Origin of the sequence: Amycolatopsis sp. cmx-11-51, assembly GCF_047608665.1 — a bacterium.
Lineage (GTDB): Bacteria > Actinomycetota > Actinomycetes > Mycobacteriales > Pseudonocardiaceae > Amycolatopsis.
In genome coordinates this window covers 916,639-930,746 of record NZ_JADNQO010000001.1, presented here as the reverse complement: position 1 = coordinate 930,746, position 14,108 = coordinate 916,639, and the positions used below count along the sequence as shown (strand labels likewise).

Here is a 14,108-nt window from a genome sequence, read left to right as displayed (position 1 = left end):
GGATTCATGCCCGGTAAAGCCGCCGTCACCGGAGAGGCCCCGAGCGCCATGGTGAGCACTGTCGACGACACCCGCTTCGCGGAACGCACCCCGCAGGGCCGTCTCACCGCGCAGCGCGGGCTCTACGCCGGCCCGGCCCCTATCGTCAGCAAGGACCTCTACGCCGAGCTCGAATGGGGCAGTGCCGTGCGCGAGCGCGCGGGCATCGCCATCGAGCCGGCGTCGAAGGTGTCCGGCAACACCTACTTCGGGCGCTTCCCCGCGAGCTACTGGCAGCGCTGGACCGACGTGACCGAGGTCGCCGTCGAGGCCGTCGTCACCGGTGACGGGCAGCTGTCCGTCGGCGCTTCCGACATCGAGGGCGACTCGCGTGTGGTCGCCGCCGAGATCGTCGCGGGCGCGAAGCGGCAGAAGGTGACGCTGTCCGCGAAGCTCGACAAGTTCTACGACGGCGGCGCGCTCTGGCTCGACCTCGAGACCGAGGGCGGCCAGTCGCTCCGCGTCGAGAACGTCCGCTGGACGGTCGAGGCGCCGGAGAAGATCCGCCCGACCGCGGTGACCATCTGCACGATGAACCGCGCCGACGACTGCCTGTCGAACCTGCAGGCGCTCGCCGCCGACGTCTCCTCGCTGGAGACGCTCGACGCGATCTACGTCGCCGACCAGGGCACCGACCTCGTCGAGTCGCGTGACGGCTTCGAGCAGGTCGCGAAGGACCTCGGCGACAAGCTGCACTACATCAAGCAGCCGAACCTCGGCGGTGCAGGCGGCTTCACCCGCGGCCTCTACGAGGTCGCCGGGCACACCGAGACCGAGCACGCGAACGTCCTGTTCATGGACGACGACGTGCTGCTGGAGCCGGATCTAGTGATCCGGATGACCGCGTTCTCCAACCGCACGGTCAACCCGGTCATCGTCGGCGGGCAGATGCTGAACCTGCTGCACCCGAACCAGCTGCACGTCGGCGCGGAGTACGCCCGGCTGAACACGCTGGAGCCCGGCCAGCCGGTCACGCACTCGCTCTCGACCGCCGACCTGCTCGGCGTCGACGAGGAGACCCTCAAGCCGAACCGCCAGGAGCGCCGCCTCGACGCCGGGTACAACGGCTGGTGGTCGTGCCTGATCCCCTACGAGGTCGTCAAGGCCACGGGCTACCCGCTGCCGTTCTTCTTCCAGTGGGATGACGCGGAGTACAGCTACCGCGCCCGTGCGCACGGCTTCCCCACGGTCACCCTTCCGGGCGCCGGCGTCTGGCACGCCGACTTCCACTGGAAGGACTGGGACGAGTGGCACCGCTACTTCAACCTGCGGAACTCGATCATCACCGCCGCGCTGCACTCGCCGTTCAATCTGAACCTGCTCTCGCGCGTACTCGTCGCGCAGCTGGTCCGGTATCTGCTCGGCATGCAGTACGGCCTGTCCGCCACGCTGATCAAGGCCGTCGAGGACTTCCTCGAGGGGCCGGAGGTCCTGCGTGACGGCGGCGTCGCCGCGATGAAGGAGATCCGCCGGATCCGCGACGAGTTCCCCGAGACGAAGCGGCACAAGGCCACCGACGTCCCGGGCATCGCGTCGAACGACATCGGCATCATCAACAGCGCGCCGCGGCCCAGCATGCAGCGCCTGGTGCTGATCAAGCGGATCTTCGACCGGGTGCTGGGCCGCAGCCGTCACTCGCTCGGCGCGATCCCGATCGACGAGGCCCACTGGTGGCACGTCGCGACCTTCGACACCGCCGTCGTCACCGACGCATCGCAGGAAGGCGTGCGGGTCCGCTCGTACGACCGCGCGAAGATGTTCGACCTGGCACGGAAGGGCGCGAAGGTCATCCAGCGGCTTCGCAAGGAAGGCGCCGCGGTGCAGGAGCAGTACAAGCGCTCCATGCCCGAACTGACGTCGCGGGACAACTGGAAGCGGCTCTACGAGCTGTAGGCAATGCCATGAACGGTCCGTTCCTCGCAAATTTCGCGAGGAACGGACCGTTCCTTGCATCTGGGCCCAGGGTCGTGAGTGGGCTGAGGGTCGCTGCCCCCAATGTGGCATTGGGGGCATCAGTCCCGCGGCGTGTCGTGCCGCGTGGAGCACCGTCTCGGACCGACGTGGCCGTCCGCGAGCGGCTCGACGCGGGCCTCGCCGATTCGCCGTCACTGCCCGCGGCCCGGGCGGCGGGCGCGCTGGTCGCGGCCAACGGCAGCACGTCGGTAGTCGCCGGACGACACCCCCAGCGGTTCGTCCGGAAAGCCACCTTCCTGCTGGTCGCCGCCAGCCGCCCGGAGATCAAGACGGGCTTGAAGCTCTTCCCGCGACTAGTGCAACCCGAACACCCGGTTCTTGCGGTTCAGGTCGTCGATGTAGGCGGCGGCGACATGGGAGAAGTTGATCGCCACCTCGGAGTCGTCCTTGGTCTGGACCGTCTGGACCGAACCGGTGCGGACGAAATGCGAAAGGTCCTTGGTCAGCCGTTCGGTTTCTTCCGCCGTGAGCGCGAAGAGCAGCGGCTCCCCGCCGGCGGCGAGATGGAGGACGAGCGCGGGTTTCTGATCTGCCATGGACCCATGGCACCAGTCTTGATCACAGCCGGGCAAGCGGGTTCGCTGCGGGCGTATCGGGTACGTGGACTACGTTCATCCCGACGAACAAGACACCCGCGGGGGGAAAAGGCGATGCCGCATTCGTTCTCGCTGTCGCTGGCGGCGGTGGACATCCTGCTCGAACACGGCCGGTTCGGGCCGGCGCCGGTCCCGTTCGACGTCCCGCACATCGGCACCACGACCGATCAGCGCGCGATGGTGCGTGAGGCAGTCTTCCGTGATCTCGAAGGCCGCGGCCTGATGCGCGGCGGCAGGCTCGACGCCGACGTCGAACTCGCGCTCGCCACGTTCGTCAACCCGCAGCTCGCCGTCTGGGCGGTCGCGCAGATGGACAAGGACAAGCAGCTCTTCGCGAGGGCGGCGACGAACGGCCAGTTCGCGGTCGTCGCGCGCCAGGAGGAGAACCTGCTCGTCTTCGAGGAGACCAGGCCGACCGCGATCGTCGCGTCGATCGTCGACCTGCTGCCGCTCACCCCTGCGGGCCCCGGCCAGTCCGTCACCATCGCGAAGCCCGTCAGCGCGCCGAAGCGCCCTCGCAACGACGACGCCTACGACCCCTTCGCCGGTGTCAGCGGTCCCCGTTCTCACGGGTCGAACCCGCAGCAGCGGCAGGTGGAGCGGATCTTCGAGAAGCCGAAGACGCGCGTGGGCCAGTTCAGTGTGTTCATCCGCGGCGGCCAGGTCTTCCCGCCGCTGGCCTGGTTCGACACCGAAGCTGGCCGGTTCATGATGACCTCGCGCCAGGCGGCCGACGGGCAAAGCTGGCTGACCTACGCTCCGGCCGACAACGCGAGGATCGCGCAACAGCTGTACGCCCAGCTCGAAGGCCAGTTCTGAACCGTCGGGAACCGGGTTGACGCCTGTTTCGTCACAGTTTTGGAGAGATCTTCGGTGATCGGAGAATCACCGTTGCGCCGATTGCCCGGCTAGTAGACTGCCGGGCGGTACGCACGGGCGAGCAGACGATGCAGTGGGGCGGACGATGGCTTTCGAAGCGGACGGCGGACAGGCGGCACCGGACTACTCGATCGGCGCCGCCATGGGCGCGGCAGCCGGCTATGTGGCCAAGGGCGGGCTGAACCAGGAGGCGATCGCCAAGGTCAGCGCCGAGACCCAGAAGCTGGTCTCGGCCGCCAAGAGCGGCGGCTTCAAGATCAGCGAAGAGGGTGTCAAGCCGCTTCGTGAGGCGCTGGCGAACATGTCGGAGGAACTCAGCGCGCTGAAGATCAAGACCATGGCGCTGAACGACGCACCGCAGCTGGGTGGCCACCCTTACGGCAAGGCGGTCGCGGCCCACGACCACAAGGGCGCGGCCCAGTCGGCCAACTCCGCGAGCGCGGTCATCGGGCAGTTCGAGCAGGTGGTCAAGGACGCCGACGAGGCGCTGGCCAGGGCCGCCGGACTGTACAAGGGTGCCGAAGACCGGGCGCTCGACGCCACCAAGAAGGTTCAGGCCTGAGGACGATGAAGAAGCTCTACGTGGTGCCGCTCGCCGCGGCCGCCCTGCTGCTGGCCGCGTGCTCCAGCGAAAAGCCGGGAAACGCCAGTCCCGCGCCGTCAGCCCCTCCTGCGTCGTCGAGCGCGTCCGGCGCCGCGCCCACGTCCGGCGCGGACACCGCGTCGATCGACCCGTGTTCACTCGTCGGCGCGACGGACCTGGCGTCCTATGGGACATTCAAGCCACCGACGACCGAAAACGCGGGCGGAGCCCGTCTCTGCACGCTCAACAAGGAGGCGGCGACAGCCTCGGAAAGCCTTTCGATCGGTGTCGGTGTCCGTGACACACAGGGTCTCGACACGGTGAGCGACGCCGGTAACGGCAAGACCACCGGCAATGTCAACGGGCGCAAGGCGGTTCTGGCACCCAGGCCCCCGGCGGGGTGCTTGATGGCCCTCGAACTCGGCGCGTCGGCGCGTGTCGACGTCCTGGTCGCGGCCGACGACACCGAGAAGGCCTGTGGGATCGCCGAGAAGGTCGCCGACATCGTCGAACCGAAGCTTCCGAAGAGCTAAGGGGGAATCAGGATGACCACGAAGACACCGAACCTGAGCGAGAAGCAGGTCTCCGACCTTTCGCCCGCGGGACGGGACGCGTACTTCCAGCAGAAGGCCCAGGAGGGCGTCGACCCCAGTGACGGTTGGCTGTTCGGTGCGGTCAAGCAGTTCATGGCCTCCGGGAAGGCGCACCAGCAGTCCCAGGAGGTCGGCGACAAGAACGTCGATCAGCTGACCAAGAACGGCGACGTCCAGTACGTCGAGGGGCTGGAGCCGTCGAACGCGGACTACCAGGGTTACGACCACGAGAAGCTCGAGCAGTTCATCAAGAGCGACTTGAACGTCGAGCAGGTCACCGAGGTCTCCACGGCGTACCACGACCTGCACAAGGCGTTCAACACCTTCTCGACGACGATGGACAAGGCCGTCACGGCGTCGCAGGGCACCTGGGAAGGTGACGCGGCGGGCAACGCGCAGGGCTACTTCAAGAGCCTCAGCAAGTGGTCGGACACGAACTCCCAGAACGCGAAGCTCGCGTCCGAGACGATCTACGACCAGGGCACCGCGGCTTCCCACGTGAAGAACGTGATGCCCGCGCCGATCCCCTTCAACTGGAAGGACGAGGTCGGCGGCTGGATGACGTCGAACCCATTCAACCTCGGCGACAACATCGACAAGTCCATCCAGAAGCAGAAGGACAGCCAGGAGGCCCACACCCAGGCGGCTTCCGCCATGCAGGCCTACGACAAGTCCTTGTACGAGGCCGCGTCGAAGCAGCCGGCGTTCGCCGAGCCGCCGAAGTTCGGCGTGGGCGGCGGTGGAGGCATCGACGAAACCCCGATCAGGCCGCAGCCGTACGAGCTGCCTCCCGGTTCGAACCCGCCTGGTTCGAACCCGCCCGGCAACACCTACATCCCGCCCGGTAGCGGCGGCGGTGGGGGCGGTGGCGGTGGAGTTGGCAGCGGTGGGGGCGGCGGCGGTGGCGGCACCGCCATCCCGCCGGGTGGCACCGGCCACCTCCCCGGCCCCGGTTCGAGCACGGGATCCGGCAGCCTCCCCTCGGGGACGACACCGTCCGGTCTCCAGGGCGGACCGGCGCCGATCAGCACGCCCGGTCCCTCGAACTCGAACGCGATGCCGATGAGCCCCATGCCGATGGCGCCCATGATGGGCGGCGGCGGGATGGGTGATTCCGAGTACAACGGACGAAACAGCCGCGGCGGTGGCGGAACCGGATTCGGCCCCGGCAGCGGCGCCGGTTCCACGCCCGGTTCGGGGTCCGCGTCCGGCGCGGCCCGTCCCGGCGGTGTCGGCGCCGCCGAAGCGGCGGCGGGCCGCGGTATGGGTGGTCTCGGCGGTGGCGCGGCCGGTCGTGGCGGGCCGGGTATGGGTGGCGGTATGGGTGGCGGTATGGGTGGCCGCGGTCAGCAGGCGGACGGGGACGAGGACACCGAGCACCAGCGTCCGACGTACCTCGTCGAGGGCGACCCGGACGAGGTCTTCGGGACCGACATGCGCACCGCGCCGCCGGTGATCGGCGAATAGAGGACGTCCGGCTCGGTACCGGCGCTTTTGCCCGCTTGAAGTCCATGGAGGCCCCCGCGCTTAGTGGCAGGGTCGCAGAGCTGCTGGTCTGCACTGCTGGTGGTAATCCGGGTTCGGCATCGCCAGTGCCCGTAAGGGTCGAGTGGGGAGGATTTCGGACGTTCAACGTCCTAAATCCTCCCCACTCGGGCGTCTACCGGAGGGAGCATGTCCCTGAACCTCTGTTGATCAAGCTCCGCGAGGTCACATAGCGACGAATATTCGCCTGACCTGCAGACCTCGACTTTGCCGGGACCCTGGCGCCTAGCGCACGGAAGGCGGCGGCCTTCAAGTACTTGGAAGCCGTCTCAGTAGCGGAAGAACTTCTCCTTGCGGCCCTGGCGCACCAGCTTGAGCCACTGCAGGAACGCCTTCGGGTCCCGCTTCACACCGACGAAGTACAGCCCGAACCGCACCACTTCGAGCGCGCCGATCTTGCGCATGCCCGGCTGCGACAGCAGGTACCCGCGGTTGCGGTAGGTGTAGTAGCGCTTGACCTCGTTCTCCGGATCCTGCGCGTGGAACCGGCCGCCCAGCATCGGCTTGAACTCGTCCGAGCCGTCCGGGTGCAGGTACGCGGTCTTGAGCGAGGTGCCGAACGGCAGTCCCGAGCGCACCAGGCGCCGGTGCAGTTCGACCTCGTCGCCGCGGAAGAACAACCGCAGGTCCGGCACGCCGACGACGTCCAAAGTGGACGCGCGGAACAGCGCGCCGTTCATCAGCGAGGCGATACCTGGCAGGAAGTCCACGCCCAGTTCCGACGACGAACGCTTCCAGGTCAGCCCGCGCCGCAACGGGAACGCGAGCTTGTCCGGCGCGTCGATGTTGGACACCACCGGGGAAATCTCGGCAAGGCCCCGCTTTTCGGCCTCGGCCAGCAGGATCGCGAGCACGTTCTCGTCGGCGGGGCGGCCGTCGTCGTCGGCCAGCCAGATCCAGTCCGCGCCCAGCGAAAGCGCGTGCAGCATGCCGAGCGCGAACCCGCCCGCACCGCCGAGATTGCGGTGTGAAGGCAGGTACGTGAAGGGAAGCGGATAGTCCTCGACGACGCCCCGAGCCGACTGGTCCGGTCCGTTGTCGACCACGACGAGGTGATCGATCGGCCGCGTCTGCGCGGCGATCACCTTCAGCGAGTCCGAAAGCAGTTCCCGCCGATGGCGCGTGACGACGACACCGACGACGGCGCCTTCGGGTAACTGCCGGGTCTCGCTGGTCATCCTTGGCCGCCGTTCGTCAGCGACACCGGCTCCGGCTCGATGCCGAACCGCTGCAGTGTCTCCTTGCTCATGCTCTCGAACGGGTCGCGCCCCTTGTAGCCGGTGAGCACGTCGCGCAGCGAACCGCGCTGCTTGACATGCCCCTCGTCCATCCAGATGGCGGAGTCGCAGAGCTCGAAGAGGAACTCGTCCGAGTGGCTGGCGAACACCAGGATCCCGGACCGCTTCACGAGGTCCTTAAGCCGGTCCTTCGCCTTGTTGAGGAACGCCGCGTCGACCGCGCCGATGCCCTCGTCGAGGATCAGGATCTCCGGGTCGATCGAGGTGACCACGCCGAGCGCCAGCCGCACGCGCATACCGGTCGAGTAGGTCCGCAACGGCATCTGCAGGTAGTCGCCGAGTTCGGTGAACTCCGCGATGTCGTCGACGCGGGCTTCCATCTGCTTCGCGGTCATCCCGAGGAACAGGCCGCGGACGATGATGTTCTCCAGCCCGGAGATCTCCGGGTCCATGCCGATGCCGAGGTCGAAGACCGGCGCGATCTTGCCGGAGATCTTCGCCGAGCCGCGCGTGGGCTCGTAGATTCCGGACAGCAGTCGCAGCAGCGTCGACTTCCCGGCGCCGTTGTGGCCGACCAGGCCGACGCGGTCGCCCTGTTTCAGCGAAAGCGTCACGTCGTGGAGGGCTTCGATGATCGGCACCTTGCTCTCGGTGCCGATCTTGCCGCCGACCTTGCCCAGCACCCGCTTCTTCAGCGAGCGGGTCTTCGCGTCGAAGATCGGGAAGTCGACGAAGGCGTTGTGCACATCAATGCTGACCACTTGTCACACCCAATAAGAGACGCGGGAACGGTAATTACGCATCGCGACCAGCGCGAGGATCCAGCCGATGACGGTGATGCCACCCACGACCACCCAGCTGTAGGGGCTGACGGCCTGCCCGATCATCGGCGCGCGCACGATCTGGATGAAATGGAACAAGGGGTTGCCGTAAACGTAGGGCAGCGCCCACGAGGTGCCGACCCGCGCGCCACCGTCCATCAGCTGGTCGATCGGCCAGACGATCGGCGTCAGGTAGAAGAGCAGCTGAATGACCGAGCTGATCACCTGCGGGATGTCGCGGTAGCGGGTCGAGATGATGCCCAGCAGCAAGGTGACCCAGCCGGCGTTCAGGGCGAGCAGGAAGAAACCGGGGATCGCGGTGAGCGAGTACCAGCCGATACCGGGGTGGCAGATACCGGAGAAGTTCCCGTCGCAGTTGCCGGTGTTCAGCGTGTACTTGTGGTTCAGCGCGGTGAAGAAGATCGAAACGACGATCACGTAGACGATCAGGTTGTGCACCAGCATCAGGGTCTGGCGCCAGACCGTCCGCAGCACGTAGACCGACAGCGGCGCCGGGAGCTGTTTGATCAGCCCCTCGTTGGAGATGAAGGTCTCCATGCCCTCGGACAGGCAGCCGCTGATGAAGCCCCAGATGATGAAGCCGGTGCTGATGTAGGGCAGGAACGTCGCCGTCGGCATGTTGAACAGCTGGGAGTACAGCAGTCCGAGGCCGAGTGCGATGACGCCCTGGCTGATGGTGATCCAGAACGGGCCGATCACCGAGCGGCGATAGCGCTGCTTGATGTCCTGCCAGCCGAGGTGTCCCCACAGCTCTTTGGCGGCGAAACCGGTCTTGATGTCGGCGAACGCGCGCGCGAAGGTCTTGCTGTCCGAAATCGGCGGGACCGAGGTCGGCGCAGCACTGTCGGCGGCGTGAACCGTGCTGGTGGCATGCACGGGAACGAGGGTACCGATGGGGCGGCCGGTGCCTGGGCCGCCCCGGCCGGACACGGAAAGCTACCGTCGGCTTGGCGCCCGGACGCGGTGCGTGCCTGGTACTTTCTGCCCTCATGACTGCTGCACTCGGCGACGCGAGCTTGATGGTCAATCTGCTCGCCGCATACGCCGACCGGCCGGAGCCCCGTTCGGTGGCCGTGGTCGGGAATCAGCCGCTGCCGCCGGACCCTCGGCGGGCGAAGGCCATCGACGCCTGTGACCTCGTGATCCGGGTCAACGGCTTCGTCGTGGACGAGCCGGGCGGCCCCGAAACCGTCGGCAGCCGGGTGCACGTCGTCGTGTTCAACCGCGCCGTCCGCGCCACCAAGCACGTCTTCCGTGACTACCGTCAGCGGCTCTACCTGCTGGTCGAGCCGGGCCGGATGCACTGGGAACCCGAAGACATCCCGGGCTGGTGGCCCGGTGACCTCGGTTACGTGCCGGTGCCGAACCGTGAAGTCGTCCTGCCGCTCTCGGACGCGCTCGGCCTGCCGAGCCGCGAACAGGGCCTGTGGTCGACCACCGGGACGCTGGCCGCCTGGATCGCGCGGACGTCGTTCCCGCACGCCAACCTGATCCTGTCCGGTTTCTCGTTCATCGACGACCCGGACCAGACCCACTGGGAGCACGCCGCGGGCGACTCCTGCATCGTCGGCCCCGAACACCAGATCGCCGCCGAGGGCAGGCTGCTGGACTCCTGGACGAAGACCGGCGAAACCGAACTCCTGCGCTGACACCGCAGTCAGCCCACCCTGAGAAGGAACCACCCCATGGCAGTGCAGAAACTCCGCAACGGCGTGATCGGCCGGATCGCCCGGCTCATCGACTTCCGGATCGACGAGCGGCTCCGCGACCTCAACGGGCGGGTCAACGAACTCGAACACGCCACCGCGGACCACCGCCGACGGCTCGACGGCGCCGAGAGCGGCCTCGAGCACGCACGCGGTGACCTGCGCTGGACCCGCGCCGAGCTGGACCGGCTGATCCCGAGCGTCGCGGCCCAGGAGGCCCAGCTGGAGGATCTGCGCGTGTCGATCTCGCTGCCGGCGCACGCAGACAAGCCCGAACTGGCCGAGGCACGCAGCTTGATCCAGGAGATCCAGCGTCAGCACGCCCAGATCCGCGTCCGGCTGGCCGGCATCGCCCGCTACGAGGACCGGCTGCGCCGCCTCGAAGACCAGCAGCGCGAGACCGCCGACCAGGCTCGGTGACCGTACTGGCCCGAGCGGCCACGGAGGCCGACGCCGGGCTGCTGCTGGACTGGCGGAACGACCCCCGCACCCGGCAGGCCTCGCGTTCGACCGGCGTCATCGCGCTGGACGAGCATTCGGCCTGGCTGCGTGGGGTACTCGCGTCGACCGAGAGAGCGCTGTACGTCGTCGAGTTCGACGGGGTCCCGGTCGGCACCGTCCGGTTCGATCGCGAGGAGGAGGGTGTCTGGGAGGTCAGCATCACCCTCGCGCCGGAAAGCCGGGGCCGTGGCCTGTCGGGCTCGGTACTGGCCGCGGGTGAGCGAGCCTTCACCGCCGGTCACCGGGCGCGGGTCGTGGTGGCGGCCGTGCACCAGGACAACGCCGCGTCGGCCGCGCTCTTCGACCGGGCGGGGTACACCGAGACCGCGCCCGCCGTCGACGGTTTCCGGAAGCTGCGTAAGACTGTGGCTTGAGCAGACCGTCGTCAGGGAGGCGTTTCGTCCATGTCAGCAAAGGAAGTCCGGATCGGCGCGCACCGCATCGGAGCCGGGCATCCGCCGTTCGTCATCGCCGAAATGTCCGGGAACCACAACGGTGAGCTGGACCGGGCGCTGGAGATCGTCGACGCGATCGCCGAAACCGGCGCGCAAGCGGTCAAATTGCAGACCTACCGGCCCGACACGATCACCATCGACGTCGACACCCCCGCTTTCCGGGTCAGCGACTCGCATTCGCTGTGGGGCGGCGAGAACCTCTACCAGCTCTACGAGCGCGCCCACACCCCGTGGGAGTGGCACGAGCCGCTGTTCGAACGGGCCCGCGCCCACGGTCTCGAAATCTTCTCCAGCCCGTTCGACCCCTCCGCGGTCGACCTGCTGGAATCGCTGGACGCGCCCGCGTACAAGATCGCGTCGTCGGAGATCGTCGACCTGCCGCTGATCGAACTGTGCGCGAAGACCGGCAAACCGCTGATCATCTCGACCGGGATGGCCAGCGTCGCCGAGATCGACGCGGCGGTGCGAACCGCGCGTGGGGCGGGTAACGACCAGCTCATCGTACTCGGCTGCACCGCCAGCTACCCCGCCTCGCCCGCGGAGAGCAACTTGCGCGGCCTGCCCGTCCTGGCGGGTGTGACCGGGACGCTCGTCGGCCTGTCCGACCACACGCCCGGTATCGGCGCCCCGCTGGCGGCCGTCGCCCTCGGCGCCGTCGCGATCGAGAAGCACGTGACCCTGGCCAGGAGCGACGGCGGCGTCGACTCGGAGTTCTCCCTGGAGCCCGCCGAGCTGGCCGCGCTGGTCACCGAGTCGCATCGCGCCTGGGAGGCGCTGGGCGCGGCGGTCATCGGGCCGCGCGAGAGCGAGAAGGAAGGACTGCGGCTGCGGCGGTCCCTCTACGTCGTCGAGGACGTGCGTGCCGGGGACACCGTGACGCGGGAGAACGTGCGCTCGATCCGGCCCGCCGGTGGGCTGGCGCCGTCGGAGATCGTGAACGTGCTCGGCCGCGAGTTCGCCTCTGATGTCCCGAAGGGCACCGCGCTCAGCTGGGGCTTGATCTAGCCGAAGAAGGCGTGGACCTCGTCGATGACGCGGTCCACGTCGGCGTCGGTCAACGCCGGGAACAGCGGCAGCGAAAGCTCTCGGCTGTAGTACAGCTCCGCGTTCGGGCACAGGCCCCGCCGGTATCCGAGGTCTTCGAACACCGGATGCCAGTACGCGGGGATGTAGTTGACCTGCACGCCGATTCCCTTGGCGCGCAAGTGGTCGAACAACGCGCGCCGTCGTCCTTCGAGGACTCGCAGCGGGTACAGGTGCCACACCGGGTCCGCGCCGTCGCGTACCGCGGGCGTCAGTACGCTGTCCAAAGAGGACAGTGCGGCGGTGTAGCGCGCATGGATCCCGGCGCGGCGCTTCTTGAACTCCGCGAGCCGTCGCAGCTGGCTGCTTCCCAAGGCGCACAACACATCCGGCAACCGGTAGTTGAGGCCGAACTCATGCACCTCCTGGTGCCACGCGCCCTCGTCCGGATAACGCTGCGCGGCCTTGTCCCGCACCAGCCCGTGGTTGCGGAAGCCGCGGGCGCGCGCCAGCAGCTCGTCCGAACCGGCGATCACCGCGCCGCCTTCGGCCGTGGTGAGGTTCTTGGTGGGGAAGAAGGAGAACGTGGTGAGGTCGGCGAGCGAGCCGACCGGCCTGCCCTGCCAGTTGCCGCCGACGGAATGCGCGGCGTCCTCCAGGAGCAGCGCGCCGTTGTCGTGCGCGATGCGGCCGAGTTCGTCCAGCTCAGCGGGGTGTCCGGCGTAGTCGACGGCCGCGACGACCTTGGTCCGCGAGGTGACCGCAGCCGAAGCGGCGGCCGGGTCGAGGTTCCCGGTGTCCGCCTCGACGTCGGCGAAGACGACCTTGCCGCCGAGCAGCGCGGCCGTCGCGGCGGTGGCGACGAACGTCATCGGTGACGTGACGATCTCGTCGCCGGGTCCGATCCCGGCCGCCGCGTACGCGACGTGCAGTGCCGCGGTGCCCGAGGTGACGGCGACGGCGGGGGTGCCGCCGGTGTGCTCGGCGAGGTCTTCCTCGAACCGCGTGACAGCCGGGCCGGTGGTCAGCCAGTCGCCGCGCAGTACCTCGGTGACCGCGGCGATGTCCTCGTCCGAGATGGACTGACGGCCGTAGGGGAGGAAGTCAGCCGACGTGCTCTTTCCCGCGGAGGCGGCATCGGACTCAGCCATACTGCTCGACCAGGTCGCGCAGCTCATCGGCGTCGAGCCACAGGTCGTTGGTGTCCGAGCGGTACGCGAAGTTCTCCGCCACGGCGGTGCCGCTCGACGGCGGCTCGTAACCCCAGCCCGCGATATGCGGCTGGACGACGTAGCGGTCGGTCAGCCGCAGCGTGCGGCGGGCGTCGTCGGGGGCGATCATCTCTTCGTGCAGCTTCTCACCGGGCCGGATGCCGACCTCGTGCATCGGTGACCCGGGCGCGATGGCCTGCGCGAGTTCGACCAGCCGCATGCTCGGGATACGCGGCACGTACAGCTCGCCGCCGTTCATCTGGTCGAACGAGTCGACCACGAACTGCACGGCCTGCGGGAGGGTGATCCAGAAACGGGTCATCTCCTTGTGCGTGATGGGCAGCGACTCGCCCTTGGCCGCGAGCGCGCGGAAGAACGGGATCACGCTTCCGCGCGAGCCCATCACGTTGCCGTAGCGGACCACTGAGAACCTGGTCGGATGCGTCGCGGCGTAGTGGTTCGCGCTGATGAACATCCGGTCGGCGCACAGCTTCGTGGCGCCGTAGAGGTTGATCGGGCTGGACGCCTTGTCGGTCGAGAGCGCGACGACCTTCTTCACGCCCGTGTCGATCGCGGCCTCGATGACGTTCTGCGAGCCGACGACGTTGGTCTGCACGAATTCGAACGGGTTGTACTCACCCGTGTCGACCTGCTTGAGGGCGGCGGCGTGCACCACGTAGTCGACCCCGTGCATCGCGCGCTCGAGGCGGCGGCGGTCCCGGATGTCGCCGATGAACCAGCGCAGCCTCGGGTCGTTGTCGAACTGCTGACGCGCTTCGTACTGCTTGAGCTCGTCTCGGGAGAGCACGACCAGCCGTCGCGGGTTCAGCTCGGCCAGGGCGTAGGTGATGAACGCCTTGCCGAACGAACCGGTCCCGCCGGTGAGCAGGATGCTGGAGCCATCCAGCTCGGACATCGTCGAC

Annotated in this window: 15 protein-coding genes; 9 read left to right on the top strand and 6 right to left on the bottom strand. The window is 68.1% G+C overall.

Features of this window, described 5'->3' with window-relative positions; all coding sequences use genetic code 11:
* Positions 1-6: 6 nt before the first annotated feature.
* A complete protein-coding gene (locus tag ACM6LU_RS04745) occupies positions 7-1,932 on the top strand; it encodes a glycosyltransferase (protein WP_414936309.1) in 1,926 nt (641 codons plus the stop codon).
* A 374-nt stretch (positions 1,933-2,306) separates the two neighbouring features.
* On the opposite strand, the gene ACM6LU_RS04740 is transcribed toward ACM6LU_RS04745, so the two are convergent.
* A complete protein-coding gene (locus tag ACM6LU_RS04740; RefSeq protein ID WP_414936308.1) occupies positions 2,307-2,549 on the bottom strand; it encodes a hypothetical protein in 243 nt (80 codons plus the stop codon).
* 114 nt (positions 2,550-2,663) lie between these two features.
* Here ACM6LU_RS04740 and ACM6LU_RS04735 point away from each other — a divergent pair, with 114 nt between their 5' ends.
* The 4 genes from ACM6LU_RS04735 (at position 2,664) to ACM6LU_RS04720 (ending at position 6,131) form a co-directional block, all read left to right on the top strand.
* Positions 2,664-3,428: an ESX secretion-associated protein EspG gene (locus ACM6LU_RS04735; RefSeq protein WP_414936307.1), complete on the top strand. Its 765-nt coding sequence runs from the start codon at positions 2,664-2,666 to the stop codon at positions 3,426-3,428.
* Between the two features lie 145 nt (positions 3,429-3,573).
* Entirely contained in the window at positions 3,574-4,050 is a 477-nt protein-coding gene (locus ACM6LU_RS04730; protein ID WP_414936306.1) for a hypothetical protein, read from the top strand.
* 5 nt (positions 4,051-4,055) lie between these two features.
* Entirely contained in the window at positions 4,056-4,604 is a 549-nt protein-coding gene (locus ACM6LU_RS04725; RefSeq protein WP_414936305.1) for a DUF3558 family protein, read from the top strand.
* 12 nt (positions 4,605-4,616) lie between these two features.
* The gene (locus ACM6LU_RS04720; RefSeq protein ID WP_414936304.1) at positions 4,617-6,131 is read left to right on the top strand and encodes a hypothetical protein; all 1,515 of its coding nucleotides are present in this window, start codon (positions 4,617-4,619) and stop codon (positions 6,129-6,131) included.
* Between the two features lie 347 nt (positions 6,132-6,478).
* On the opposite strand, the gene ACM6LU_RS04715 is transcribed toward ACM6LU_RS04720, so the two are convergent.
* From ACM6LU_RS04715 to ACM6LU_RS04705, 3 genes are read right to left on the bottom strand one after another with little or no spacing between them, the layout of a single operon-like run.
* A complete protein-coding gene (locus ACM6LU_RS04715) occupies positions 6,479-7,387 on the bottom strand; it encodes a glycosyltransferase (RefSeq protein ID WP_414936303.1) in 909 nt (302 codons plus the stop codon).
* Positions 7,384-8,208, bottom strand: a complete 825-nt coding sequence (locus tag ACM6LU_RS04710) for an ABC transporter ATP-binding protein (RefSeq protein ID WP_414936302.1) — start codon at positions 8,206-8,208, stop codon at positions 7,384-7,386. Before ACM6LU_RS04710 ends, ACM6LU_RS04715 begins: the two co-directional genes overlap by 4 nt.
* Before the next feature lie 3 nt (positions 8,209-8,211).
* Entirely contained in the window at positions 8,212-9,165 is a 954-nt protein-coding gene (locus tag ACM6LU_RS04705; protein WP_414936301.1) for an ABC transporter permease, read from the bottom strand.
* Positions 9,166-9,308: 143 nt separating this feature from the next.
* Here ACM6LU_RS04705 and ACM6LU_RS04700 point away from each other — a divergent pair, with 143 nt between their 5' ends.
* Genes ACM6LU_RS04700 through pseI form a run of 4 tightly spaced genes read left to right on the top strand, consistent with a single transcriptional unit; the run spans position 9,309 to position 11,956 of the window.
* Positions 9,309-9,938 carry a hypothetical protein gene (locus ACM6LU_RS04700; RefSeq protein ID WP_414937087.1) on the top strand — a complete coding sequence of 210 codons (630 nt, stop codon included), beginning with the start codon at positions 9,309-9,311 and terminating at the stop codon, positions 9,936-9,938.
* 36 nt (positions 9,939-9,974) lie between these two features.
* A complete protein-coding gene (locus ACM6LU_RS04695; protein ID WP_414936300.1) occupies positions 9,975-10,415 on the top strand; it encodes a hypothetical protein in 441 nt (146 codons plus the stop codon).
* Positions 10,412-10,870 (top strand): GNAT family N-acetyltransferase, encoded by a 459-nt coding sequence (locus ACM6LU_RS04690; RefSeq protein WP_414936299.1) that lies wholly within the window; start codon positions 10,412-10,414, stop codon positions 10,868-10,870. The genes ACM6LU_RS04695 and ACM6LU_RS04690 overlap by 4 nt, the downstream gene beginning before the upstream one ends.
* Before the next feature lie 30 nt (positions 10,871-10,900).
* Positions 10,901-11,956, top strand: a complete 1,056-nt coding sequence (gene pseI, locus ACM6LU_RS04685) for a pseudaminic acid synthase (protein ID WP_414936298.1) — start codon at positions 10,901-10,903, stop codon at positions 11,954-11,956.
* Here the strand turns inward: pseI and ACM6LU_RS04680 are convergent.
* A complete protein-coding gene (locus tag ACM6LU_RS04680) occupies positions 11,953-13,125 on the bottom strand; it encodes a DegT/DnrJ/EryC1/StrS family aminotransferase (RefSeq protein WP_414936297.1) in 1,173 nt (390 codons plus the stop codon). The genes pseI and ACM6LU_RS04680 overlap by 4 nt on opposite strands.
* Positions 13,118-14,101, bottom strand: a complete 984-nt coding sequence (pseB, locus tag ACM6LU_RS04675; RefSeq protein ID WP_414936296.1) for a UDP-N-acetylglucosamine 4,6-dehydratase (inverting) — start codon at positions 14,099-14,101, stop codon at positions 13,118-13,120. Before pseB ends, ACM6LU_RS04680 begins: the two co-directional genes overlap by 8 nt.
* Positions 14,102-14,108 lie beyond the last annotated feature (7 nt).

Bases quoted from the DNA above. Each gene is read 5' to 3' on its own strand.
- ACM6LU_RS04715 (WP_414936303.1), bottom strand. From the start codon at position 7,387: ATGACCAGCGAGACCCGGCAGTTACCCGAAGGCGCCGTCGTCGGTGTC.
- ACM6LU_RS04735 (WP_414936307.1), top strand. From the start codon at position 2,664: ATGCCGCATTCGTTCTCGCTGTCGCTGGCGGCGGTGGACATCCTGCTC.
- ACM6LU_RS04695 (WP_414936300.1), top strand. From the start codon at position 9,975: ATGGCAGTGCAGAAACTCCGCAACGGCGTGATCGGCCGGATCGCCCGG.
- pseB (WP_414936296.1), bottom strand. From the start codon at position 14,101: ATGTCCGAGCTGGATGGCTCCAGCATCCTGCTCACCGGCGGGACCGGT.
- ACM6LU_RS04720 (WP_414936304.1), top strand. From the start codon at position 4,617: ATGACCACGAAGACACCGAACCTGAGCGAGAAGCAGGTCTCCGACCTT.
- pseI (WP_414936298.1), top strand. From the start codon at position 10,901: ATGTCAGCAAAGGAAGTCCGGATCGGCGCGCACCGCATCGGAGCCGGG.
- ACM6LU_RS04740 (WP_414936308.1), bottom strand. From the start codon at position 2,549: ATGGCAGATCAGAAACCCGCGCTCGTCCTCCATCTCGCCGCCGGCGGG.
- ACM6LU_RS04700 (WP_414937087.1), top strand. From the start codon at position 9,309: ATGGTCAATCTGCTCGCCGCATACGCCGACCGGCCGGAGCCCCGTTCG.
- ACM6LU_RS04745 (WP_414936309.1), top strand. From the start codon at position 7: ATGCCCGGTAAAGCCGCCGTCACCGGAGAGGCCCCGAGCGCCATGGTG.
- ACM6LU_RS04725 (WP_414936305.1), top strand. From the start codon at position 4,056: ATGAAGAAGCTCTACGTGGTGCCGCTCGCCGCGGCCGCCCTGCTGCTG.
- ACM6LU_RS04730 (WP_414936306.1), top strand. From the start codon at position 3,574: ATGGCTTTCGAAGCGGACGGCGGACAGGCGGCACCGGACTACTCGATC.
- ACM6LU_RS04680 (WP_414936297.1), bottom strand. From the start codon at position 13,125: ATGGCTGAGTCCGATGCCGCCTCCGCGGGAAAGAGCACGTCGGCTGAC.